General features: G+C 61.8%; 21 protein-coding genes. 9 read left to right on the top strand and 12 right to left on the bottom strand.

The annotated features are described in order from the left end of the window. Positions 1-45: 45 nt before the first annotated feature. Together LDZ28_RS27095 and LDZ28_RS27100 are read left to right on the top strand one after the other, a co-directional pair. Entirely contained in the window at positions 46-1,188 is a 1,143-nt protein-coding gene (locus tag LDZ28_RS27095) for a substrate-binding domain-containing protein (protein ID WP_244831718.1), read from the top strand. A 177-nt stretch (positions 1,189-1,365) separates the two neighbouring features. Beyond that, positions 1,366-2,436, top strand: coding sequence for an SDR family oxidoreductase (locus tag LDZ28_RS27100; RefSeq protein ID WP_244831719.1), 1,071 nt, complete (start codon positions 1,366-1,368; stop codon positions 2,434-2,436). A 142-nt stretch (positions 2,437-2,578) separates the two neighbouring features. Here LDZ28_RS27100 and LDZ28_RS27105 read toward each other — a convergent pair whose 3' ends face one another. Together LDZ28_RS27105 and LDZ28_RS27110 are read right to left on the bottom strand one after the other, a co-directional pair. Next, positions 2,579-3,931 carry an MFS transporter gene (locus tag LDZ28_RS27105; protein ID WP_244831720.1) on the bottom strand — a complete coding sequence of 451 codons (1,353 nt, stop codon included), beginning with the start codon at positions 3,929-3,931 and terminating at the stop codon, positions 2,579-2,581. Between the two features lie 57 nt (positions 3,932-3,988). After that, a complete protein-coding gene (locus tag LDZ28_RS27110; protein WP_244831721.1) occupies positions 3,989-4,927 on the bottom strand; it encodes a 3-keto-5-aminohexanoate cleavage protein in 939 nt (312 codons plus the stop codon). Positions 4,928-5,084: 157 nt separating this feature from the next. Here LDZ28_RS27110 and LDZ28_RS27115 point away from each other — a divergent pair, with 157 nt between their 5' ends. The 5 genes from LDZ28_RS27115 to hfq all read left to right on the top strand — a co-directional run bounded on the left by LDZ28_RS27115 (position 5,085) and on the right by hfq (position 10,001). Further along, positions 5,085-6,110, top strand: coding sequence for an AraC family transcriptional regulator ligand-binding domain-containing protein (locus LDZ28_RS27115; protein WP_244831722.1), 1,026 nt, complete (start codon positions 5,085-5,087; stop codon positions 6,108-6,110). A 176-nt stretch (positions 6,111-6,286) separates the two neighbouring features. After that, the gene (locus LDZ28_RS27120; protein ID WP_244831723.1) at positions 6,287-7,447 is read left to right on the top strand and encodes a helix-turn-helix transcriptional regulator; all 1,161 of its coding nucleotides are present in this window, start codon (positions 6,287-6,289) and stop codon (positions 7,445-7,447) included. A gap of 107 nt (positions 7,448-7,554) precedes the next feature. Then, on the top strand, positions 7,555-7,740 hold the full coding sequence (locus LDZ28_RS27125; protein ID WP_244831724.1) for a hypothetical protein: 186 nt from the start codon (positions 7,555-7,557) through the stop codon (positions 7,738-7,740). Continuing rightward, the gene (locus LDZ28_RS27130) at positions 7,737-9,515 is read left to right on the top strand and encodes a hypothetical protein (RefSeq protein WP_244831725.1); all 1,779 of its coding nucleotides are present in this window, start codon (positions 7,737-7,739) and stop codon (positions 9,513-9,515) included. Before LDZ28_RS27125 ends, LDZ28_RS27130 begins: the two co-directional genes overlap by 4 nt. Before the next feature lie 213 nt (positions 9,516-9,728). Further along, positions 9,729-10,001: an RNA chaperone Hfq gene (gene hfq / locus LDZ28_RS27135; RefSeq protein WP_244831726.1), complete on the top strand. Its 273-nt coding sequence runs from the start codon at positions 9,729-9,731 to the stop codon at positions 9,999-10,001. A 12-nt stretch (positions 10,002-10,013) separates the two neighbouring features. Here the strand turns inward: hfq and LDZ28_RS27140 are convergent, their stop codons facing one another. Next, complete coding sequence (locus tag LDZ28_RS27140) at positions 10,014-11,027, bottom strand: hypothetical protein (RefSeq protein ID WP_244831727.1); 1,014 nt, start codon at positions 11,025-11,027, stop codon at positions 10,014-10,016. Positions 11,028-11,150: 123 nt separating this feature from the next. Continuing rightward, the gene (locus LDZ28_RS27145; RefSeq protein ID WP_244831728.1) at positions 11,151-12,566 is read right to left on the bottom strand and encodes an amidase; all 1,416 of its coding nucleotides are present in this window, start codon (positions 12,564-12,566) and stop codon (positions 11,151-11,153) included. A 135-nt stretch (positions 12,567-12,701) separates the two neighbouring features. Here LDZ28_RS27145 and LDZ28_RS27150 point away from each other — a divergent pair, with 135 nt between their 5' ends. Together LDZ28_RS27150 and LDZ28_RS27155 are read left to right on the top strand one after the other, a co-directional pair. After that, the gene (locus tag LDZ28_RS27150; protein ID WP_244831729.1) at positions 12,702-13,613 is read left to right on the top strand and encodes a LysR family transcriptional regulator; all 912 of its coding nucleotides are present in this window, start codon (positions 12,702-12,704) and stop codon (positions 13,611-13,613) included. A 68-nt stretch (positions 13,614-13,681) separates the two neighbouring features. Then, positions 13,682-14,239, top strand: coding sequence for a TetR/AcrR family transcriptional regulator (locus LDZ28_RS27155; protein WP_244831730.1), 558 nt, complete (start codon positions 13,682-13,684; stop codon positions 14,237-14,239). On the opposite strand, the gene LDZ28_RS27160 is transcribed toward LDZ28_RS27155, so the two are convergent. The 8 genes from LDZ28_RS27160 to LDZ28_RS27195 form a co-directional block, all read right to left on the bottom strand. After that, complete coding sequence (locus LDZ28_RS27160; protein WP_244831731.1) at positions 14,192-15,688, bottom strand: efflux transporter outer membrane subunit; 1,497 nt, start codon at positions 15,686-15,688, stop codon at positions 14,192-14,194. The two genes, LDZ28_RS27155 and LDZ28_RS27160, sit on opposite strands and share 48 nt — an antisense overlap. After that, positions 15,685-18,819, bottom strand: coding sequence for an efflux RND transporter permease subunit (locus LDZ28_RS27165; protein ID WP_244831732.1), 3,135 nt, complete (start codon positions 18,817-18,819; stop codon positions 15,685-15,687). The genes LDZ28_RS27160 and LDZ28_RS27165 overlap by 4 nt, the downstream gene beginning before the upstream one ends. A gap of 15 nt (positions 18,820-18,834) precedes the next feature. After that, entirely contained in the window at positions 18,835-20,115 is a 1,281-nt protein-coding gene (locus LDZ28_RS27170) for an efflux RND transporter periplasmic adaptor subunit (protein ID WP_244831733.1), read from the bottom strand. Between the two features lie 422 nt (positions 20,116-20,537). After that, positions 20,538-21,494, bottom strand: a complete 957-nt coding sequence (locus tag LDZ28_RS27175; protein WP_244831734.1) for a hypothetical protein — start codon at positions 21,492-21,494, stop codon at positions 20,538-20,540. A 62-nt stretch (positions 21,495-21,556) separates the two neighbouring features. Beyond that, positions 21,557-22,564, bottom strand: coding sequence for a GntR family transcriptional regulator (locus tag LDZ28_RS27180; protein ID WP_244831735.1), 1,008 nt, complete (start codon positions 22,562-22,564; stop codon positions 21,557-21,559). Between the two features lie 91 nt (positions 22,565-22,655). Beyond that, a complete protein-coding gene (locus LDZ28_RS27185; protein WP_370652297.1) occupies positions 22,656-23,834 on the bottom strand; it encodes a PotD/PotF family extracellular solute-binding protein in 1,179 nt (392 codons plus the stop codon). A gap of 41 nt (positions 23,835-23,875) precedes the next feature. Further along, positions 23,876-24,925, bottom strand: coding sequence for a GTP-binding protein (locus LDZ28_RS27190; RefSeq protein WP_244831736.1), 1,050 nt, complete (start codon positions 24,923-24,925; stop codon positions 23,876-23,878). Beyond that, positions 24,922-25,221, bottom strand: a complete 300-nt coding sequence (locus LDZ28_RS27195) for a hypothetical protein (protein WP_244831737.1) — start codon at positions 25,219-25,221, stop codon at positions 24,922-24,924. The genes LDZ28_RS27190 and LDZ28_RS27195 overlap by 4 nt, the downstream gene beginning before the upstream one ends. Positions 25,222-25,232: the final 11 nt, after the last annotated feature.

Genomic DNA, 25,232 nt, shown 5'->3' on the forward strand with positions numbered 1-25,232 from the left:
AAAAAAGCAGGAGACGAAGTACAACGCGACCAATGGAGGAAAGACATGAACTATCGTCGTGGATCAGGTGTAAAGCTGGCGAGTGTCGCGGCGGCGACTGCCATGGCTCTGTGCTGTGCGCAGGCGTTCGCGCAATCGTGCGAGAAGCTGAATGTGGCGTCGATCGGGCCGACGGGCATCGTCGGCCAGGGACCGAATGGCGAGAAGGCGGCAGCCGTCGATGCCGTCAAGCTGACCGATGCCGAAGCCGCCAAGGTCAAGGCCGGCAAGTTCAAGGTAGGCATTTCGATGCAGACGATGAACCTCGACTGGTCGCAACTTCAAGTGCAAGGCATTACGGATACGCTCAAGAAATACGGCGTGGAAGTGATCGGCACGGCATCGGCCGAGTATCAGGTCGACAAGCAGATCGCCGATATCGAGAACACGATACAGCGCCATCCGGACGGCATCATTTCCATTCCCGTGGATGGCACGGCAACGGCCGCGACCTACAAGAAGGTCTCGCAGGCGGGCATCAAGCTCGTGTTCATGGACAACGTGCCAACCGGCCTCAAGCATCCCGAGCAGTACGCGGCCATGGTCTCGGCCGATAGCGAAGGCAACGGCCAGATCGCGGCGAAGGTGCTTGCGTCGTGCGTGCCGAAAGGCGGCACGGTCGGTCTCGTGAACTTCGGCGTCGATTACTTCAGCACGACGGAGCGGACCAAAGCCGTCAACGACTGGCTGAAGAAGAATCGCGCGGACATCAAGATCAAGCAGGTCGCGTTCACCGATCCGTCGAAAGTCGGGCAGATTGCGGGCGACTTTCTGACGGCGAATCCGGACGTCAAGGGCGTGTTCGCCGTGTGGGATCAGCCCGCGCTGGACACGCTTACGTCGATGCGCGCGCAGGGTATCAACACGCCTGTGACGACGGTGGACCTGGGGCTCGAATCGGCAATCGAGATCGCCAAGGGCGGTCCGCTCAAGGCGACGGGCTCGCAACGTCCGTACGATCAGGGCGCAGCCGAAGCCATGGCGATGATGAAGGCGCTGATCGGCCAGACACCGCCCGCGTGGATTGGCGTGCAGTCGCTGCCGGTCGTGCAGTCGAATGTGCTCGAGTCTTACAAGACCGTGTTCAAGAAAGACCCGCCGCCGCAATTGGCCGATGCCTGCAAGAAGGCGGCGCCCGCTTGCGGTTGATCTTCTGACCGACAGCCAGCGCGGTACTGCGAGAGCGAAGCCTTTGCGGGCTTCGCTCTTTTTGCGTGAGGCTCGTCCGATGAAGCACCGCCGTATGCAAAGTACGCGTTTGCACGATCCCGCCTACAATCGAGCGACACCAAGATTCGCATCGATCCTCATCACAGGCACATCTCCATGCAAAAACGAGCACTTATCATCGGCGCGACGGGTATTGTCGGCGGCAATCTCGCGGAACATCTTCTAACGCTCGACGACTGGCACGTAACCGGTCTCTCGCGCGGCCGCTCGGCCCTACGCGAAGGCGTCGAATCCGTGACCGCCGACCTGACTTCAGCGGAGTCGGTCAGCGAAGCACTCAACGGGCAGCACTTCAGCCACGTGTTTTTCACGGCATGGGCGCGGCAAGCCACCGAGAAAGAAAACATCCGCGTGAATGGCGCCATGGTGCGACATGTACTCGATGCGCTTGGACCCACCGGCAAGCTCGAACATGCCGCGCTCGTGACCGGCCTCAAGCACTATCTCGGCCCGTTCGAAGCATATGGTAAAGGCAAGGTGCCGCTCACGCCGTTTCGCGAGGAACAAGGGCGGCAGGACGTCGACAACTTCTATTACGAGCAAGAAGACAAGGTCTTTGAAGCCGCGAAGAAATATGGCTTCGGCTGGAGCGTGCATCGGCCGCATACGATCATCGGCTTTGCGCTCGGCAACGCCATGAACATGGGCGTCACGCTTGCCGTGTACGCGACGCTTTGCAAGGAAACCGGCGCACCGTTCGTGTTCCCCGGTTCACCCGCGCAATGGAACAGTCTCACGGACATGACCGATGCACGCCTTCTGGCGCGTCATCTCGAATGGGCGTCGACTTCGCCCAATGCGCGTAACGAAGACTTCAACGTGGTCAATGGCGATGTCTTCCGCTGGAACTGGATGTGGTCGCAGCTCGCGGAATACTTCGGCATCGAGGCCGCGCCGTTCGATGGCGAAACGCGTCCGCTCGAATCGCGCATGCAGGACGCGCCGCGTTTGTGGGCCGATATCGCGGCGCGCTTCGGTCTTATTGAAGCGAACGTGGAGAAGCTGGCTTCGTGGTGGCATACCGACGCCGACCTTGGCCGGCCAATGGAAGTGCTCACCGATATGACCAAGAGCCGCAAAGCCGGATTTCTCGACTATCAAAGCACGCCTGATTCATTCTTTGAGTTGTTCGAGAAGTTGAAGGCGGCGAAGGTTATTCCTGGTTGAGTTTCGTACTTGGGGCAGGCCATCGAGACGGATGGCCTGCCCTGTGATGTTGCCGTCGCTGGCGACGCTAGCGCTTCCCGCAGACGCGGCAATCGTGCATTCCATGCGTTCGCGAAGAATCACGCCGCAACTGCTCGACCGCTTACGGATGCGCGCTCGCCGCACCGCCTTCAGTCACACGCGATGCACTCACATCTTCGCGTCGAATCGCTCTTGCGAACACCGGAATGAGCGCCAGTCCAAGCACGGACGCCCCGAGAATCACCATGAAACCCGAATCGCTGCGGCCCGTGATGGTCTCGGTCATACCGAACAGATACGGCCCGACGAAACCGCCGATCAGCCCGACGGTGTTGATGAAAGCAAGCCCCGCCGCCGCCTGAATGCCTTGCAGTCGCTTCATTGCGATAGCCCAGTACGAAGGCAACACGCCGCCCGCGAAGAACGCCGTAACCGCGAGCAACACCATGCGCGCCGCGGGAACAGATGTCGCGACGAACACGCATCCGGCCGCGACGAGTCCCGCCGTCAGAATGCCGAGATACACGCAGTCGTTGCCGTAGCGCCGATGAATACGCGGCAAGATCAACACGCCCAGCAGAAAGCCGATACCCACGCTGCTCGACAACAAGCCGACGATAAACGGCGTCTTCACATGCATCTGCTGAATCATTGCAGGCGTGAAGAAGTAAAGCCCGACGAACGCCACCTGATTCAAGAAATAGATGAGGCCGATGAGCACGGTCGTCGGCCGCTTGATCGCGGCGAGCCAGTCTTCCGAAGTGAGTTCGGAATGACCGTGCGTATCGATGACGGCGCGTGCTTCCAGCACTTGCGCTTCATCGGTCGAAAGCCAGCGGGCATCGCGCGGACGCTCCGGCAGCTTGAAGTAGAGCAGCACGCCCGCCAGCACGCTCGGGATGCCTTCGATCATGAACATCCATTGCCAGCCGTGCAGACCGCCCGTGCCGCTTAGTTGCATCAGCGCGCCGCCGAGCGGATTGCCGAGAACGAGTGCAAGCGCGGGCGCCGTGTAGATCCAGCCGACCGCGATGGGCCGGTCGGCGGGCGCGAACCATAACGTCACCATGTACATGAGCGCCGGAAAGAGCCCGGCCTCGGCGATGCCCAAGAGCACGCGCAGCGCATAGAACGACCATTCGCCTTGCACGAACATCATCGCGGTGGAAAGAATGCCCCAGCTCACCGCGATACGCGCGATCCATCGCCGTGGACCCACGCGATGCGCCGCGAGATTGCTCGGCACTTCCAGCAACGCATAGCCGATGAAAAAGATGCCCGAGCCGAGCCCATATGCCGCCGCGCTGATGCCGACATCGGCGGCAAGCTGCGCCTTTGCAAGCGCGACGTTCGTGCGATCGAGAAAGGACATGAAGTAGATCGCGCACATGAGCGGGATCAGCTTCAACATCGCCTTCTTCGTCGCCACGCGATGCAACGCATCGATACTGTCTTTGACCAAGCCGTGGTTCATGTTGTCTCCTGATAAGTCCGCTGCTGTTCTTTTATGTGGCAGCGTTGAGCATGGGATTCAGAGCGTGACTTCGTCGCGTCCCTTGAGACCGAGCATTTGCCGTGCATCGGCAGGTGTCGCGATCTCGAACGAAAGCTCTTCCAGAATGCGGCGAATCTTTCTGACCTGCTGCGCGTTCGATTCGGCCTTCACGCCCTTCGCGATATACACGCTGTCCTCCAGACCCACGCGCACATTGCCACCAAGAATGGCGCTCATGGTGACGAGCGGCATCTGATGACGTCCGGCGCCAAGCACCGAGAAGTGATAGTTGTCGCGTCCGAAGAGACGATCCGCGGTTGTGCGCATGACCGTCATGTTCTCCGGGTCCGCGCCCATGCCGCCGAGAATGCCGAACACGGATTGAATGAAGAACGGCGGCTTGACGAGCCCCTGATCGACGAAATGCGCGAGATTGTAGAGATGCCCGAGGTCGTAGCATTCGAACTCGAAGCGCGTGCCCTTGTCGCCGAGTTGCTGGAGGATTCGCTTGATATCCCTGAAGGTATTGCGAAAGATCATGTCCTCCATGCCTTCGACGTAGTCCTTCTCCCAGTCGTAACGCCACGTCGACATCTTCGCGGCGAGTGGATGAATCGAGAAGTTCATCGAGCCCATGTTGAGCGAGCACATCTCCGGCGCGGCATGCAGCGGATAAGCAAGCCGTTCTTCGAGCGTCATGCGCGTGCTGCCGCCTGTCGTGATGTTGATGACAGCGTCGGTCGCCTCCGCGATGGCGGGCGCGAACTGCCTGAAGATATCGGGGCTTGGCGTGGGCCGTCCGTCTACGGGGTCGCGCGCATGCAGATGGATGATCGCGGCACCCGCCTCAGCTGCTTCGATTGCCTGATCGCGAATGTCCGCAGGCGTGAGCGGAAGATATTCCGACATCGACGGAACGTGAGTCGCGCCCGTGACGGCGCACGAAATGATGACCTTGCGGGCCGGATTGCTCATCTGACTATCCTTGTCTCCATTGAGTTTTCATCGGGTCTCGATGCCGTCCGTATCGACGGACGAACTCTTGTGACACTGATAGTAGTGAGATAGCATCTCGTCGAAAAGGTCATTTTCGGACACACGGAAGTCCCGCGAGGACATTGCGAGGAGAGTCATGGCGACGACCCGCCCGCCGCTCAACGAGCGCATCTACGCGCCCTACAAGATCGCCGCGCTGGTCGAGGTGCTGGCGGAACAAGGCATTGCTGTGGCGGACAGTCTGCGCGGCGTGGGCGTGAGCGCGGAGGAGTTGCAAGACGCTTCCGTGCTGACCTCCATCGGGCAATACGCTACCGTTTGCCGGAATGCAGTGGCGCTATCGTGCGAACCGGCCACGCCGTTCAAGGTCGGCGGCAAGCTGCATCTGTCGGCTTATGGCATGTATGGATACGCGCTGATGTCGTGTCTCTCGTTGCGCGACTACTTCAAGCTGGGTGTGCGCTATCACCGGCTCGCGACACCGACAGTCGCTATCGAATGGACCGAATATCCCGACAGAATGGTCTGGACTTTCCCGGATGCATTTATCTCGAGCCCATCGCGTGAACTGCGCGAGTTCATCATCGAACAGCAATACACGCAGCATGTGACGCATCTTCAGGATGTTGCGGGCAGCGTCTGTCCGCCGGTCAAGGCGTGCTTTTCGTATCCTGCGCCCGCGCATGCGGATATCTATCCGAAATATCTCGGCTGCCCGTGCTATTTCGATCAGCCGCAATGCGAGCTCGTCTACGACAGCGCCATTCTCGACCGCAAGCCGCAACTCGCGCACAAGCTCACGGCAGCGCTGCTTCAGGAGACGTGCGACCGGTTGATCGGTCAGGCGAAGACATCGAGCGGTGTATCGGGCGAGGTGTATCAGGTCCTGATGAGCACACCCGGCGTCTTTCCGGGCATGGAAGCGGTCGCCGAATCGATGCATCTCACCACGCGCACGTTGCGGCGTCGTCTGGATGAGGAAGGGACGTCGTTCGTGGCTATCGTGGACGATGTGAAACGTTCGCTCGCGCTCGAATATCTGAAGACGACGAAGATGAGCACCGACGACGTCGCGATGCTTCTCGGCTTCAGCGATGCGGCGAACTTCCGCCGCGCGCTCAAACGGTGGACGGGCAAAGGGCCTGGCGAGCTGCGACGATAAATACATTGCGGACACGTTCGCACTCTGCCGGTGCACTACTCACTCAAAGCTTTCCCTTTTAGTTCGGTTACCTAAGGTATAATCTGCAATTCCATTCGAGGCCTTGCAACCCGAAGGCCTTCGTCTTCGGACCACGCTTCGGTCCTGAACTCGTGCGCAACCGCGAGGCAAAGATCATGGACGCAGACAATAAACCGGTCGGACATCAAGACCGGCTCGGTCCGGTAATCAGCCTTCTCTACGATGCCGCGCTCGACGACGCTCAATGGGCCGGCGTGGCTTCGGCCATTGCACGAGCGTTCGACGCCACGAGCGGCGTGCTCAAGACATGCGGCGGTCCTCGCGGTCCAAAGCTCGCAAGCGTGACCGACAATCTGCGTGTCGCGCCGAACGAACAGGCCTGGGCGGATTACTGGCATCGGAACGATCTATGGGTCGAACACTCCGCGCGGCTTCATCCGGGCGAAGTATTCACGAGCCAAAGCCTCATGCCCGATACGCAATTCGAGCGCACTGGCTTCTATCAGGACTGGACGCGGCGGCTCGATATTTATCATATGGTTGGGGTGCTGTTTCCCGTTGGCAATGGTGAGACAGGTGTGCTTGGCGTGCATCGGCCGCTTTCCGCAGGGCGTTTCGTAGAGAACGATCGTCAGGAACTGGGCATGTTGTTTCCGCATGTGCGCCGCGCGCTCGGCTTGCGCGAACGGTTGCGCGACACCGCGCTCGCACAACGCGCGGCAGTGGATGCGCTCGATTGCATCGAGACCAGCGTGCTCGTGGTCGATGCATCGTGCATGGTCTTGTATGCGAACCGCGCTGCCGAGAATCTACTGGCTTCGTCATCCGAGATTCGCACGCATGCACGGCGCGTGTGCATGAACAGTCCCGCATTGAACAGCCGGCTTGCAAAGCTGATACGCGACGCCGTGCAAACCTCGAACGGCGCGGCTCACGCCGCTGGCGCGGCGCTCGCCGTGCCACGGCAAGGCAGATTGCCGCTCACCTTGCTCGTGGCGCCGTGGCGTGCCAATTGGGCGTCGGCGGATGTGTCACGCCCAGCGGCAAGCGTTTTCATTCGCGATCCTGAGGTTTCCGGAGATTCCGCCACGCGCACGCTTCGGGACCTGTTCGGACTGACGCGCGCGGAAGCGGCAATAGCGGTCGCTATCGGCGAAGGACAATCGCTCGATCAGATTGCCGCCACGCTCGGCATCGGACTCGGCACCGTGCGCTCGCATCTGAAGAAAGTGCTTGCCAAGACCGGCACCAGCAGACAAGGCGCGCTTGCCGCACTGGTGGCCCGTAGCGTCGCGAGCATTTCGCCTCATCCGTAAGCCCTCACGCATCTCCTATTTGGGAGACGACTGCCCGCCCCGTCCGCCGTAGATTCATAGCGTCTCGCGTTTCGACCGCGTCATTCACGACCGAGCGCGATCACGACATGGCCGCCCTGTTCTGGGTGAGCCGCCCTGCGTTTTCATGCTGGCGCGACGAATCGTATCGCGAGGAGACCATGCATTACGAGCGGCCCGCGCCGGTTGATCGTCGCGTGGTCTTCGTGCTGTACATCCTTCATAAGATCCGGATACCAGGGCAATTCATCAGTCATTTGGGAGAGCGAACATGATTACCGCCCGGAATACGGCGCGCGCTGGCGTCGTAGCAAGTTCGTTGTCGTTGCGCCGCACCGGCGTCGTGCTCGCCGGTTTCTGTTGTGCGGCGCTCGCGCCCGATGCCTTCGCCGAAGGCCTCAATTTCGGCCAGATCATGAACAGTCTGCGTGGCGGCGGAGCGAACCTTCATGTGCAACCGCTCGTCAACGCAGCGAAGGGACAATACGAGAAATACGAAGCAAAGGCGCAGTGCGACGACGTAAAAACGTGGCTCACATCCGGACCGCTTCCCGCTGGCGGCGGTGGCATGAGTGCGGCGCAATCGCCGCAATCGGACCCGGCCGTGACAGCGCTGATTCAGGACGCGCGCTTTGCTCCCGTGTTCGGCAAGACCTACGATCAGATAGACCCGAAGATGCTGACGGAGTACACCAGCAAGATCTTGCCGCACTGTTTCAGCACGACCGGACCGCTCGCATCGATTCCGCCCGATCAGAAGGCCGCCGCCACTCGCGCGATGACTTCTTTCCGCTATAACAGCAATCTGCGCCTGCTCGCGCAGTCGCGCGCCGCGACTGGCGGACTCACGGAACTCGCGACGGAAGCGGAGTCGCTCAAAGCCGATGAAACGGGCCACGCGCGTTTGATCGAGATCGAAGCATCGGCGCAAAAGATTCTGCCGCAAGCACCCCGCGCCGAGCGCGATGAGTTCGCGAAACGCATGACGGTTGTCGAGCAACGCGTGGCGATACCTGTCGAGGACGCGCAGACGGCGCAGGCCATCGACAACGCGCGCGGTTATCCCGGCATGGTGGAACTGGCGAAGTTGTATCGCATGCAAAACCGGCCAGCGTTCTCCACGGCGCTCACGACATCGCGCAACGCCGAGATGGCGAAGATCGGCGTCGCGCTCAATCAGTTGGGCACGGCGCAGGAAGCCGTCGAGCGGCAGAGCATCGATGCGCTCGGCACCGGGTTGGCCGGCCTGCAGCAGGGGCGTACGTGGAGCGCGGACTTCCGCCGGCGCTACGACGGCATGGAGCGTGTGCCGAGCGTTCAGGAAACCTACCAATATTTTCTGAGCCGGCGCGCCCAGGCGCTCGAAAGCTCGCGAGGAGAAATCGAGCAGCAGATCAGGCACGCTCGTTCGGGCGAGGAGATCGCGCAGATCAAGTCGCGTTATCTGATGGATAGCGATGCCAACGCGCCGGCCGGCGTGGCGATTGCCACAGCGATGGTCGCGCAGCAAGAAGACTTGCGCAAACGCAGCGCGCTCGGCGATGCGTACGAGACATCGTCCGGCAACGACTCGGCGCGTCCGGTCGCCGTCGCCGATGCACAGCCGCGCGCCACATCGAAGTCATCCGAGCGGGCATCGCATTCGGGCGGCGAACCCACGGCGGCGGAAATGTACGATGCGGTCAACAATCGGGCGCAGGCCATCGCGCAAGGTATCTCGTCGCAAAACGAGCGTTGCCAGCAGGCCGACCGTTCAAGGCTCACGAGCGGCGATGCCATGCTCTGCCTGACCACCATGTTCATGGGCAGCAAGTCGGTGCGCGGTAACGAACCCATGCGGATCGACTCGTTTCAGAAGCTCGGTTGCGCGCCGGCATCGGGCAAGCCGGGTTACGTCTGCGACTATTCGATGAACATATCGGGCGGACCCGCCGATGCCATGCGTGGCATGTTCACGACGCTTGGCAGCGGTGGCGGCGAGACTTCCGAGGCGCGGTTTCTCAATGCGGGCGGCCACTGGATCATGCAGGTGGATGACAAGAAGGAGTAGCAGACGAGGGCGACGCGTTTCGGCGTTCACCCGTTTTATATCAACACTTAAAACCCAGTCCACCTAAACATACTAGGAAATAACCAACATAAAAAACCGTATTTCCACGGAGATTCCGAGAGAGACCGGTTTTGCCTGTGGCCCACCCCACACGTCGGGGCTTGCGCGGCGCGTATTCTGGGAGCGATGTACTCACGGAAAGGGACGGCCGCCATGACTCAAGCCGATACTGACATTCAGTCGACTTTCCTCGAGACCTTGATCGCCGAGCGAAAAACCGTATGGGTCTTTCTCGTGAGCGGAATCAAGCTGACAGGACTGATCGAATCGTTCGATAAATACGTGCTCGCGGTGCAATCGCCGAACGGCATACAGACCATCTACAAGAACGCGATATCGACCGTTTGCGAACCGCACACGCTCCCGCCCAAACGGACGGACGAACGCGCTTCGATGACGCGCGTCGAGCGCGCGCATCGAACATAGACCGCAGTACCTTTACGCCGGTCTGACGCCGGTGCCTCGCCCGCGACGCTTCGCTGCAACGGCCGGTGTCACCACGGGCGCTGGCGCCGTCTCGATCACACCGAGCGGCGACGCTGGCGCAGCCAACCCCAGCACCGTGCTCACGCGACTGACGAAAGGCACCGCGAGCTTGCCGTATCCGGCTTCGGTCGCGTGAATTTCGTTTTCCCAATCATTGCTGATGCCCGATGCTTGCGCATCGGCGCGCGTGAGGATGCCTCGCGTATCGATCACATGAAAATTTTGCAACGTGAGGCTCATGCTGATCGAAGCGAGTTTGTCGATGAACGCGTCCGCAATTGCGTTCCAGTCGTTCGCAGGGATTTTATAGTCTGTCAGCGCAGGCAAGAGCCACGGTCCAATTCCCAAACCCGCGCCGCTCGCGCGAGGCGTCGCGTAGTCATAGGTGTGCGTGAAGATCGGCGTATTCGTGTTGTGTTTGCTCTTCGAGCGCATGAAGTCCAGCGCCTTGAATTGCTGCTCCAGATGCAGCCTGAAGGTCTCCCAACCTTGCGCCGAGATGTAGCGATTATCGGCGGCGGCGAGCGGCCCACCCCATTCGTCGCTCGTGAGAAGCAGTCTTTCGTGCGGCGCGACAGGCACACCGTTGTCGCCGATCGCCGCGACCTGCACGGCATCGATGAGGTCGTTGCCGCCGCCCGAAAGCAAAATCGCGCTCCACGGTTGTTCCTTTGGACCGGCCAGCAGCGAGTAAAACAAAGGGTCTCGACGAAGGTCGACCATGTGAGTGAGCGTATCGCCGGGGTCGGCGCAATTCACGGCGACCGCAGCCTGCGCGAACTCCAGGTTTTTTAGCAGATTCGACGAACTCCAATGCTCGACCGTATTGGTCGTGAACCACGAGTCCCCTTGCGCCAAGAACTGCCAGTTGAACGTGCCCACGTCCGGCTCGCCGTGCGCGTTCATCTGCTGCGACTGAATCACTGTCAGTTTGTCCGGCATCGTCTCCCCCGCCCTTTTCGTCATGGAAGCTCAAGGCAGCCAGGACGAACCCGGCGCTCTGAAAGCTTAGGCGATAGGCGACGAACCCTCGCGATTTGCATTCGTCTGCGTACGCAAGCGCACACATTCGCCGATGCCGCGCACCGCTCAGATAGCAGGCCGCCGCTCGCCGAGGCCGCCCTTGCGCTCGATGAGCGCGCCGAGCCGCAAGATCGTGGCTTCATCGAGCCACTTCGCGACCAACTGAACGCCGATCGGCAAGTTCTCCGAGCTGAAGCCGAAGGGCACCGAAAGCGCCGGCAAGCCGGTCAGATTAAACGGTGACGTTGCGCTCATCACATGCGTCCACGGCACCGTCACGCCATTGACCACGAGTTCCTGCGCGCCGTGCGGCGTTGCGGTCATCGGATTCACGGGGCAAAGCAGCACATCGTATTGCTCGAAGAATCCGGCGAACGCAGACCTGAGCGCTTCCGCTTTCGCTTCGGCGCCGATGAAGTCGGCGAACGCAGGGTCCGGCGTCTCGACGATGCCCTTGCCTATCGCGTGCAAGTCGTTCTCGCGGCCTTTCACTATGGCCTTGACGGACGGCACGAGTTCGCCGAAGACAAGCGTCATCAGCGCACTGAGCGGCTCGCCGAGAAACGGCAGGCGTACCTCTTCGACATCGCAGCCGAGATCGGCAAGACGCGCGGCGGCAGCCTTGACCGCGGCGGTGATCTCGGGATCGACCGGGCCGAACGCGGCATCCGATACCCATCCTACCCGCACGGGCTGACCTGCAATCCCGGCACGGTCCGCGTCGGCGTTGCGGGCATGCACGGCGTAACCATCGAAGCCATCGGAGCCTTTCAGAATCGAGTAACCGAGCGCGACATCGCCGACCGTGCGAGCCATCGGCCCGACATGCCACCAGCGCGCGATCACGCCCGGATAGTGGCCCGTATAAGGCACGCGGCCATGCGTGGCCTTGAGTGCGGCGATGCCAGTGAACGCCGCCGGCCCGCGCACCGAAATGGCGACATCGCTGCCGATACCGATTGGCGACATGCCAGCCGCGATCGCCGCCGACTCGCCGCCTGATGAACCACCCGGCGTGCGTTCGAGATTCCACGGATTATTGGTTCGGCCGGTAACGAGGTTATCGGTCTCGGTCCACGCCGAGAACTCGGGCAAGTTGGTTTTCATGAGCGGGATGCCGCCTGCAGCCTTGAAGCGCGCGACCGACGTAGCGTCCTGCGCGGGTACGTTGCCGGCAAAGAGCCGCGAGCCGCGCTGCGTGAGCACGCCGGCGGTATCGAGTGCATCCTTGATGGAGAAAGGCACGCCATGCAGCGGCCCGAGCGTGGCGCCGCTCATCACGGCTCGTTGCGCCTGCCTGGCGGCTTCGAGGGCCTGTTCGCCCATTAGCGTCACCACGGCATTCACTTTGGGATTCACGGCCTCGATGCGATGCAAATGAGCCTCGATCACTTCGACACTCGACAATTCGCGAGTGCGAATGAGGCGCGCGAGTTCGGTTGCGCTTGCGTAGTGAATGCGGGTTCGATCGTTGGAATTCATCTGATACTCCTTTGATGGTTTTTCGGTGCGTGCGCTTGAGCGTTGCGACGACGATGCAGCGAACGAAGCCAGAGTACATCCATCCGCCAACTCGATTAACATCGCCAGCGTGGATATGAGAAATCGAGGAAACGCATGAATGGCACAGGCTTGCTGGAAGCCGAAACGTTTCTCTTCGTCGCCGAATACGGTGGGTTCGGCGCTGCGGCGCGCGAACTGGGTGTCACGCAATCCACCATCAGCCGGCGCATTTCGCTTCTGGAGAGCAGAATTGGCGTTCGCCTCATCGAACGCACGACGCGACACGTCGCATTGACCGATGCCGGCAAGTCCTACGCGAGCGAATTACGCGACATCCTCTTGCGTCTTCGACACGCCGAAGCGCAAGCGCAACGCGGCGCGGCCGAACCCGAAGGCCTGTTGCGCATCACGATGCCGACCGCATTCGGCCGCGCCTGCGTCATTCCATGTCTTACGCGGCTTGCAAACCGTCATACGCGGCTGCGTTTCGAGGTCGATCTCTCGGATCGCTATGCCGACCTGCTCGAAGGCAATTTCGATGTCGCCGTGCGCCTTGCATCGACATCGCAATCGGGAATCAGCGAGCGGCACATTACCTCGGCGGATCTTTGCTTGTGCGCGTCGTCGGCGTACGTGGCGATGCATGGGCCGATCACCGAGCCTGCGCAGATCGTCGCGCACGAATGCCTCGCGCTGCAGACCTACGCGCCGCGCACGAGCTGGAACGTCATCTGGCAGGGCAAACGAACCGAGATCAGCTTCACGCCGAAGATGGTCGTGAGCGATCTGTTTGCGCTTGCGGACTTTTGCCGCGCGGGTCTGGGCGTCGCGGTCCTGCCCATGTATGCGATAGGGTCTGCGTTGGCCGATGGCAGTGTCGTCGATGCCGCGCCTGAACTTTCCTTCGTGCCGCTCGAAGTCTTCGCAGCTTACGCGCATGGCCGCGAAAAATTGCCGAAGGTCGCGGCCTTTCTCGAAGCGTTGAACGACATCGGCAGCGTGGGCGCGCCTTTGAAAAAGCGTTGAAGATGCGATTGGTCACGCACGCTTTTGGATGTTAAATTACATCCATTTGGAAGAGAGATAGACACGTCATGCGCAAGTCCCGACAGGAAGCAGCCGAAACGCGCGAACGCATAGTGGAGTCGGCGTCCACGCGCTTTCGTGAGAACGGTATAGATGGCACCGCGCTCGCCGATCTCATGGCGCAAGCCGGCCTCTCGCACGGCGGCTTCTATAAGCATTTCGGATCGAAAGAACAAGTGGTGCTGGAGTCGCTCGAACTGGCGAGCGACACGTTGCGCGAGACCATGTCGTCGGCGCTTACGCGCAAGAGCGGCATCAACGCCGCCGTTGCGGATTACCTTTCGCCGGAGCATCGCGACAACGCGGGCGCGGGTTGTCCGTTCGTCGCGCTGTCGAGCGAACTCGCGCGTTCCAGCGACGAAGTGCGCACCGCCGCGACCGCGGGCATCGAGCGCCTGGTCGAACTGTTCGCCGGTAGTCTCGACGAGCCGCCCGCCGCCGCGAGGAAGCAGGCGCTCGTCATGCTCTCCACCATGATCGGCGCGCTGACACTGGCGCGCATGGTCAACGAGCCAGCGCTATCTGACACCATCCTTCGCGAGGCCAGAAAGGCGCTCGCTCAGTGAGGCATCGTCTGCGGTAGCGGCGGGTTGCGTGCGCCAGCCGCCGCCAAGCGCGCGGAATGCGCCGACCGCCGCACGCGCTGCATCGGCGCGCGTGGCATCGAGATCGTCGCGTGCCACGAGCAACTGACGGTCTGCATCCAGCACGTCCGTGAGCGTGATCGCACCGGCCTTATAAGCGCGCTGCGACAAGTCGCGTGCGCGCGTGAGCGCGGCCACCTCGGCATCGAGTTCAATACCCCGGTTCTGCGTTTCGCTCAACGCGACGAACGCGTTCTCGACATCTTCCGCCGCACGCAACACGCTCTGCCGATAAACCGCCAGCGCCTCCGCATTCGCGCCACGCGCCGCCGCGACTTCCGCATCCACCTTGCCGAAGTCGAAGAGACGCCAGCGCAGTCCCGCCGTAATCGCCGGTTGAAACGCGCGCGCCGTGAACAGCTCATGCGAGCCGCCGCTATCGAAGCCGAGCAGACCAGTTAGCGAAAGCTTCGGATAATAGTCGGCAATCGCAGCGCCAATACGTTCATTCGATGCCGCGAGACGCCGCTCCGCCGCGATCACATCGGGACGATGACGCAAAAGCGCGGTGGCATCGGGCGACGCATCGATGGATGGAATGCCGGGGATATCCGCCGCTGTCGCCAATTCGCTCGCATACGTGCCGGGCTGCACGCCCATCAGCACGTCCAGTCGATTCAACTGCGCGTTGAGTTGCACACGCAGCGTAGGAACCACGGTGCGCGCTTGTTTGAGCAGTGCATCGGCTTGCGCGACTTCGCGTTCGTCGGCAGCGCCCGCGGCCACACGCAGACGCACGATGTCGAGCAGTCTCGCATCCGTCGATATCTGGTCCTGCGCCACCGCAAGACGTGCCTGAAAGCCGCGCACTTGCAGATAGGCATCGGCGGCATCGGCGGCGACTGTCACGCGTGTGCCGGCCTGCTCGGCCTGCGCGGCTTCTTCCTCGCGCGTGGCGGCGGCCGCATCGCGACGCAGACCGCCTGCCAGATCGATTTCCCAGCTTGCCGCCGCGCCTACCGTGTATTCGCGCTGATCGCGGCTATAGCCGGGGAAAGTGCGCGCAAGCGAGCCGAGCGGGCTGACGAGGCTTTGATGCTGAGCGCTCGCCGATGCATCGAGGTCCACCGTCGGCAACAACTGCGCGCCCGCCGATGCCGCCGCCGCCCGCGCCTGCTGTACCCGTGCGAACGACGCCGCGAGATCGAGGTTCTGCGACAACGCGCGCTCGACCACGGTGACGAGCATGGGATCGTCGAAGCCGGTCCACCAGGTATCGAGCGGTGGAGCGGTCTTGCCGGTTTGTGCGGGCACGTGCTGCAGCGGTTGCAGGGCCGTTTGAGGCGTGACGTAGTCGGGGCCGACCGCGCAACCGGCAAGCGCCGCGAATAACGTCGATGACGCAATCCATGTGAGCGATGGCTTCATCATGCACGCCCCTTGCCGAACCGGCGAATGAATACATAGAAGGCTGGCGTGAAGAGCAGACCGAAGCCTGTCACGCCCAGCATGCCGAACAACACGGCGGTGCCGAGCGACTGCCGCATCTCCGCGCCCGCGCCGGTTGCCACGGCCAACGGCGCGACGCCGAGAATGAACGCGAAAGAGGTCATGAGAATGGGCCGCAAACGGGTACGCGCCGCATGCACCGCAGCGGTGACGGCGGACACGCCCTCGTCTTCCTTCTGCTTCGCAAACTCGACGATCAGAATCGCGTTTTTCGCCGCCAACCCGACGAGCACGACGAAGCCGATCTGCGCGAGGATATCTATCGGCATGCCACGCAACGAAAGCCCGGTGACTGACGCGAGAATACACATCGGCACGATCAGCACGATGGCAAGCGGCAACTTCCAGCTCTCGTATTGCGCCACGAGCACGAGGAACACGAAGAGCGCCGCCGCGCCGAACACGACGAGCGTGGGTGTGCCGCGTTGTTGCTGTTGATATGCAAGCTCGGTCCATTCGAAGCCGATGCCCTGCGGCAGCACCTGATGCGCAAGCTCTTCCATGCGATGCAGCGCGGTGCCCGTCGCCACGCCCGGCGCTGCAACGCCCTGCACTTCCGCTGCCGGATAGAGGTTATAGCGCGGCACGCGATACGGAATCGTGCGGTCTTCCAGATGCGCGACGGTTCCTATCGGCACCATATCGCCGGCCTGATTGCGCGCCTTCAGCCGCGTAATGTCCTCACCTGTCCGCCGGAAACGCCCGTCCGCCTGCACGATCACTTCATACGTGCGGCCCAGATAGTTGAAGTCGTTCACGTATTGCGAGCCGAGATAGACCTGCAAGGTGGAGAACACATCCGTGGGCGTCAAGCCGACCTTTTGCGCCTTGACCCGGTCGATGTTCGCGAACACCGATGGCGAGCCCGCATTGAAGAGCGTGAACACGCCCGCGAGATTCGGATCTCGATTGGCCGCCGCGACGAGTGCGTTCGCGGCCTTCACGAGCGCTTCCGGTCCAAGGCCCGCACGATCTTCGAGCATCATCTTGAAGCCGCCTGCATTGCCGATGCCTTGCACCGGCGGCGGCGGAATGGTCAACACGTATGCGTCCTTGATGACCGAGAGGCGCTTGCGCATATCGGCGAGTACGGTGTTGGCCGTCACGCCCGGCAGCGAGTGGCTATAGAGCGAAGGCAAGCCTGAAAACACCGTGCCAGAATTCGATGCCACCGTGAGCGTGGTTGCATCGAGCCCGACGAAGGGCGCTACGTGCTCGATACCATGTGTCGACAAGATGATATCGATGGCCTCACGCACGACCTTCTCCGTGCGTTGCAGCGAGGAACCTGGCGGCAACTGCACGACTGTAATCAGGTAACCTTGATCCTGCTCGGGGATGAAGCCCGTCGGCGTGCGCGCGAATTGCAGCGCGGTCAATCCGATGAGCGCGACATACACTGCAAGCACCACGGTCAACCCGCGCACGAGCCTTCGCGTGACGTTACCGTACCCGAACGAAAGGCGCTCGAAGCCGCGATTGAAGCGCGCAAAGCCGCCGTGCATGATGCGTGAAGCCCAGTTCGAACGCTCGGCATCGTGTTCGCTATGCGGCTTGAAAAGCACGGCGCACAGTGCCGGACTCAGCGTGAGCGAAACGAAACACGAGATCACCGTCGATGCCGCGATGGTCACTGCGAACTGCCGGAAGAAAAGTCCCGAGATGCCGCTCAGAAACGCCGATGGCACGAACACCGCGCACAACGTGAGCGCAATCGAAAGCAGCGCGCCGCCCACTTCGTCCATCGTGCGATGCGCGGCTTCCACAGGCAACATGCCCGCGCGCATGTTCCGCTCGACGTTCTCGACGACAACGATGGCATCGTCCACCACGATCCCCACCGCAAGCACGAGCCCGAACAGCGAGAGATTATTCAGCGATATCCCGAACGCAGCGAGCACGATGAAAGAGCCGAGCAACGACACGGGAATGGCCACCACGGGAATGATCGTCGCGCGCCAGTTCTGCAGGAACACGAAGACCACGGCCACCACGAGCAGGATCGCAACGAAGATGGTCGTCACGACTTCATCGACGGACTTGCCGATGAAGATCGTCGGGTCATAGATGATCTTGTAGTCGAGACCCGCCGGAAAGTCGCGCTTGAGTTCACGCATCTCGCCGAGCACAGCCTTCTCGACCGCAAGCGAATTCGCGCCGGGTTCGGCATAGATGAGCAAGGTCGACGCATCGCTGCGATCCATGAAGGCGGTCGAACCGTAATCCGCCGCGCCCACTTCCACGCGGCCGATATCGCGAATACGCGTGATGCGCCCCTGTCCGTCCGACTTCACGACGATATCGCCGAACTGCTCCGGCGTGGCGAGACGCCCCAGTGCCTCGACGTTGATTTGATACGCCTCGCTGTTGCCCGATGGCGGCTGGTTCAGCACGCCCGCGGAGACCTGCAGGTTCTGCGCACGCAGTGCCGTCAGCACTTCGCTTGCAGTGAGGTTGCTCGCCGCGACACGGTCGGGGTCGATCCAGATGCGCATCGCGTATTCGCGTGCGCCCTGGAACTGCACATCGCCCACGCCCTGAATACGTGCGAGCGCGTCCTTCACATGCAGCGTCGCGTAATTCGAGAGATACAACGTGTCGCGCAGCTTGTCGGGCGAATAGAGATGCACCGCGAGCAGAATGCTCGGCGTGGACTTGCGCACTTGCACGCCGAGTCTTTGCACGTCTTCAGGCAAGCGCGGCAAGGCATCCTGCACGCGGTTCTGCGTGAGCATCTGCGCAACGTTCAGATCGGTGCCGATGCGAAACGTGACCGTTACGGTGAGCCTGCCGTCGCCGGTCGACTGGCTGCCCATGTAGAGCATGTTTTCGACGCCGTTGATCTGCTGTTCGAGCGGCGTCGCTACCGTACGCGCGATCGTCTCCGCCGACGCACCCGGATACGATGTCGTCACCTGCACGGTCGGCGGCACGATCTCGGGATACTGCGCAACCGGCAGCACGTACATCGCGCCGAGTCCGATCAACGTCAGGAAGGCACTGACGACCGTCGCGAATCGTGGACGGTCGATAAAGAAGTGAGCAATACGCATGAGTGTGTCGTTCCGCTATTTCGATTGCGCTGTCTGCGTGGTCCGCGTCGTCTGCGCGTCGTTCGCTTCATAGCGGACGGTACCGTCGCGCGTAGTCACCTTCGAGCCGGGCGCGGCGAATGGCAGACCATCCACGATCACACGGTCATCGCGTGTCAGTCCCGCACGGATCACGCGCAAGCCGCCGCGCATCTCGCCGATCTCCACGCGCTTGGGCGTGACGGTGCCGTCGTTTGCAACGGTCATCACGACATGCTCGGATTGATCCGGCAACACGGATGCATCCGGCACCAGCAAGGTCGCCGCGGGATGCGCCACGGCAAGCCGCACGCGCGAGAACTCGCCGGGCGTGAGCCGCAAGTCGGCGTTCGGCACGGTGGCGCGTGCATGGATGGTGCCGCTCGCGCGGTCGATCACGTTATCGAGGAAGTCGAGCGTGCCCTGACGCGAATAGTCCGCGTCCGTGCCCTCGCCGGAGGCCAGCTCGACCCTGTTCGCAAGCGGCCCTTTCGTATCCGCGCGATAGCGTGAGAACGACTGAAAGTCAGACTCGCTCATGTCGAAGTCGAGATAGATGGGATCGAGCGAAACGAGCGTGGCGAGCAGCGTGGTGGGACTCGTCGCCGCGCGGCTGCCCGCGATCAGATTGCCCGCCGACACCAGGTGCCTGCCAATGCGTCCCGTGAACGGCGCGAAGATCTTGCAGTGATCGAGATCGAAGCGCGCGTCGCGAATCTGCGCGGCGGCATCGTCCAACGCGGCCTCTGCGCCGTGCAGTTCGGAAGTGCGTTGTTCGACGCTTTGCCGCGTGCCGGCATCGCCTCGCTGCAACTCCTGCGCGCGCTCCAGTTCCTGCTTCGCAAGCACGAGACGCGCTTGCGCGGTCTGCTGCTGCGCCTTTGCCTGAGAGAGCCGAATCTCGTACGGCACGGAATCGATAGTGAAGAGCAGATCGCCTTTGCGGACCACATCGCCATCCTTGAAGTGGATGCCCGTGAGCGTTCCGCCCACTTGCGCGCGAAGCTCGACCTGATCCACAGCCGAGAACTGACCGAGAAACCCTAAGCGCGTATCGAGGTCGCGCACCACTGGCTTGCTCACGGTCACGTCATGACGAGGCGGTGCGGCTTGCACACTTGCGGTGCTTCCGGCATTGCGATGGTTGATGTAGAACCATCCGCCGCCTATGGCCAGCATGGCTGCAATGGCGATCCACGTGGCGGTGCGGCGCCGGGCTGGCGGACGATGGCTTTGCCGCGCCTCTGCCTCGTCATCGAGTTTTGCTTTCGTATCCACCTGCGTTCACCTCAAGAGAGTTGGGATCGTCCGCCGAGCGCCGCTCGGGAAGACGTGTCCCGTCCGGCTCGTTTGGATGTCGACCATCGTCTAAAGGCGTTTAGATTACGTATACAATCTTATTGGTCAAGCGTTTTCAATAGTCCCAACCGGAATATGAAAACCGGAACGTGCGCAAGCTTCGGCCGGACAAGGCTCTGCGCGATTGTTCGCGCGCCGTGTCATGTGTGTTCAGACAGAGCGATTTATGCGGCGAATGCCGTGCTGTAGTGTGGCGAGTGATGGCTCTCGTCATGGAGCCGTCAACGGTTGCGGATAGAGGTTGTTTCTCGTCCGCTTTGCAGGCATCGATGGGTGGACTCCTCCAACCCCCGCCCTTTGCTGCCGGAGCGCACGGCATTGCGCCGTGCGCTTTTTTTTGTTCAGTACTGCAGGCCCAGGCTTGCCGACCAACCCCGGATGTTTGGTCCGAACAAATAGCTCACGCCTAGTTTCACGCTGGTTCCACCCTGAGCTTTGGCGCTCAACGGAGTCAGCAAGCCGAGGCCGACTTCGGCAACAGTGGAAAAGCCGAGCGCACTTCGGTTCGCGCCGAAGAAGCCGCCGTAGCCGCTGCGCACGAACCAGTCGAGCCTGCGCTCGAACACGCTGAGCGATGTCGGCCGTGCATATTCCACACGCAGCGAGTACACGCCGGCGGTTTCCCGAAAGCCCTCGAGTCCCGGCGATTCATCGAAGGTCGAGATCCACGACCATGCAATATGTGCCTTGACGCTGAGGCTTTGCTCGTCCTGCTCACGCATCCATTCGATGCCGGCGTTCGGCGTGACGAGCCATGCATTCGTATGCCAGTTGAAGAGCACACCATCGGTGAGTGAACTCAGCGGCTTCGCGGAGCCTTCGTAGCTGGCGCCGTTGATGAGGCGCGCGAGTCCGGCATCGATGGCGGGCGTGAGTGTAAAGCCATAGCCGAGCTTCTGGCGCCACACTACGCCGCCGCCCAGACTGAAAGCGGACCATTTGCTTCCGATACTGCCCGCTCCGGGCGATGGCGAATCCACTGGCAAGGTCGCGCGATTGGAAAGATAGCCCGCGGAAACACGCCAGAAGATATCGCTTCCGGGTGTGATCGTCAGAAGCTTCGACTCATACGGCACGCGAAAGATGTCGATGGTGGGCTTGATGCCCGCATTGGAGAGGTCGAAGTGAGCGGAATTGATATCCGGCGTGGCGGCGAGGTTCAGCAGTTGCGCATAGCCCGAGCCGAGCCGGACGCCCGCGACCTGATCCGCGACCGACTGCGCAAACGCGACCCGTGGCATGGCCACGCTCGCAAGAACGCCAGCAACGATGCAACCGCCAAGAGGCATTCGACGCACGCTCGGGCTCCTTCGGGCTATACGTCGCATCATCGCACAGCGGCGCGCTTGTCACGTGACTATCAGGCGATGCGTTGCATATACGCCGGCAAGTCGGGATCGGGCAAGACCGCCAGCACTTTCAAGCGCTGCAGCGTGCGCTTCTGTCCGGCGCGAAGATGTTGCGTGAGCGCATCGGCGGCAGCCTGCGCATTGCCCTTCAGAAGAAGACGAACGACCTCGCGATGCTCGCTCAACATACCCGCTTCCGGATGCAGATTGAAGGCATCGTAGAAGGCATGATTCACGATGAGCGGCATGTGCGCATGACCGATGGCCGCGCGTAATTTGCGGTTGCGCGAAAAACTCAGCAAGCTGTCGTGCAGCGTGGTTTCGATGCGATAGAGCGCTGCGGCATCGACGGAATCGGGCAACGCAATCGCACGCTCGATCTCAACTAGCGCCGCTTCCAGTTGCGCGCGTGACAACGAAGGCGCGCTTGCCAGCAGCGCAGCAGGTTCGAGCAACACGCGCAACTCGTAGTCTTCCGCCACGGCACGCGCGGTAAGCGGTCCACATAGCCAATGCGAATACGCCGACTTCTCCACTAACCCGCGATCGCGCAAACGGTTGAGCGCTTCACGTACCGTGCCGCGACTCACGCCGAACGCTTCGGCCGCGTCGCTTTCGTCGATCCGAAAATGTCCGAACACGATGCCAAGCGAAATCGCGCCTTCGAGCGCGTCGTAAATGCGCTCGCTATTCGAGGGAATGTCGAGCGGCTCGGGCGGGCGGTCGAAGCCGAGCGCATCTTCGGAAAGCGGCGCACGTAGCGGCTCCGGCACGCCGCCGTCAGGATGCGCCACAAGATAACCGCGTCCGTCGAAGGTATGCAATAAGCCGCCCGCATGCAGCATCTCAAAGGCCTTTCTCACCGGCACGCGGCTCGTGCCGAAGATACGCGCGACGGGACCTTCGAGCAGCACGAGACCCGGCGCGATATTGCCGAGCGCAATCGCGGTCTTGAGATGATCGTGAATCAGCCGGTAACGCAGACGGCTGTCCGGTTCGATAGAGTCGACCGATGCCATCGATGCGTCTGCCGTGTCCTCTGCGTCTGCGAGAGGAGCGGTGGTTCGGGAAGCGCTTGCGCGTCTTGTCATCGTTGAACGAACTTCGCTGTCAGGACCGCATGAATTCGGTCCAGCGGCGTACGAGATAGTTATGCTCGTCCATCACCGAGTCCCACACGGCGACCCGGCTCATGCGCGAGACGTAGTTGCCGCCGTCGCGCATCTGTCCGGCAGGCACGAGATGCTTGCGCGTCGGACCGGGAAGGTCCTTGGGCGCTTCTCTGCCATCGTACCAGTACGCCCATTCCGCGTCGCTCATGTGCTCGCGCGAACGCTCCGGGTTCGAGATATAAAAGCCCTGACGCGCCATAGTCGCGCCTGCCCATCCTTCGAGCCACCAGTTGAGATATTCGTAGGAGGCATCGAGCATGCGTCCATGCGCGAGCCGCGATATACCGATACCGCCGAACCAAGCACGATACCCCTCACGCGGCCGCGCGAGCCGAAAGCGCAAACCGGCGCGTTCGAGTTCGACCGTCGCCGGCGACCAGATGCTTTGAATCACCACCTTGCCCGCGATCATCAATTGCGCGGCTTCGGCGAAGCTCGACCAGAAGCCCGCGAAATGACCGCGCCGTTTGAAGTCGATGAGCGTGGCGATCAACGCATCGATCTCTTCGATACTCAGGTTGCCGATATCCTCGAAGCGTATCAGCCCGCAGGCTTGCACCGCCAGCGCGGCATCGATCGCGCCGATGGCCGCATCCGCCTGCAGCGCGACGCGTCCCGCAAGTTCGGGCGCAAGCAGCCATGCCCAGCTTTCCTCGCCTGCAAGAAGCGAAGGCGGCATGGCATCTTCGAGGTAGACGAAGCTGTCTGCATTGTGCGTGAGCGGCAGCATGCTGATGCGTTTGCTCGGCTTGCGCGCAAGCGATCCGTCCGTCTGCACGAAGAGGCGGTCGGCGGGCACGCAGCCCACGCCATTGCTCAAATTGCGTCCGGTATGTCCGGTGCGCGCAAGTGTGTTGACCTCGTCCCAACGACGAATGCGCGCGACATCGATAGGCTGCAACGCATGCGCGGGCCACAGGCATTCGATGCTATGAAACCATTGATCGTAGAGTTCGTAGCGGTCCGGGTGCATCACGCCTTCACGCTGCACACTCGAACCGTCATCGACGATGAAGCGCAGTTTGATACCCAGGTCCTGCTCCGCGCGCTTGCGCAGATGTTCCTGTAGCGTGACGGATGTGCCGAGCACGCGCAGCTCGACCTTCGACGGATGCACGGCGGGCGCTTGTGGACCGGAGAGATTCGAGCGGACGGGATTCAATCTATGGCTTCTGTCTCGAGGTGCCGGCAAAAGCGCCGGTAGGAAGCAGCCACTGCGTCGCGATCCAGTCCTTCCGCAATGAACACGAGTCGCGAAAGCGGCGCGCCGCCGGGCCAAGCGTCGAGATGCAATACGGGATGCACGAGATGATGCACGGCATGCAGCACGACCGGTTGGGACTCGCCGCGAATGGCGAGCAGTCCCTTGACGCGCAGGATGTTATCACCGTGACGGTTGAGCAGCATGGTGAACCATAACGTGAACACGGGCCAGTCGGGTGCCTCGTCGAAATCGATAGAGAAGGAAGTCAGCGTCGAGAGGTTCTCCCGGTGTTGCGAAAGACGCGCCAATGGACGCTCGCCATCGTCACGTCGTGCGTTCGATGTCATGCCCGTGCGACGCACGAAGTCCGCGAAATCCGGCACATGCGCTGCAAGGCCGAGCACCGCGGATGCATCGTCGGTAACGGTACGGCGCGCCATGCTCGCGGCCGGATTCACGCGTTCGAGTTCGGCTTCGAGTGCCGCGACGTGAGCTTCATCCACGAGGTCCGTCTTGCTGATGAGTAGACGGTCCGCAGCCGCCACTTGCGCGAGCCATTCGGAATGCCGCTCGCGTTGCTGACGCGCGTTGACGGCATCGACCACAGTGACGACCGACGCGATCGAATAATGACTCGATACCACGCGATCGCCGAGCAAGGTCGCCATGATCGGCGCGGGCGTGGCAAGCCCCGTCGTTTCCAGCACCACACGCGAGAACGGCGGCACTTCACCGCGTGCGCGTCGTGAGAACAGGTGCGCAAGCGCGTCCTTCAACTCGCCGCGAATGGCGCAGCAGACGCAACCGTTGTCGAGCAGCACGGTCTCCATTTCCACCTTGCCGATCAACAAATGGTCCAGCCCGACTTCGCCGAATTCGTTGACGAGCACGGCCGTATCGCGCGCGGCATCGCCCTTGAGGACATCTGCAAGCAAGGTCGATTTACCGCTGCCGAGAAAGCCCGTCACGACGATCACCGGAATCACATCGTAGGCAAGGCTCATGGCGCGGTCTCGTCATCGGCGAAAAGTGTCAGCGGATCGAGCGGACGCCCGAGCATGCTTTCCGCGGCCTTCCATATCTGCATGAAGTCTTCGATCATCAATTGCGCGCCGGTCGGCGAAGAGAGTACGAACGATTGGCCGTGAAAGTCGGCAAGACGCAGACGAAACGTTTCGAGCACGCGGTTCGCATGCGCGACCTGCGCATAGCGCTGCGCGCGCGCATTCACGCCCGCGCCCGCCGAAACCGTGTTCGACCAGTGCCGTCCGCCGCCCAGTAATCCGCACATGCCGCACATGAAACCTCCCT

This window comes from Caballeronia sp. TF1N1 (assembly GCF_022878925.1).
GTDB lineage: Bacteria > Pseudomonadota > Gammaproteobacteria > Burkholderiales > Burkholderiaceae > Caballeronia.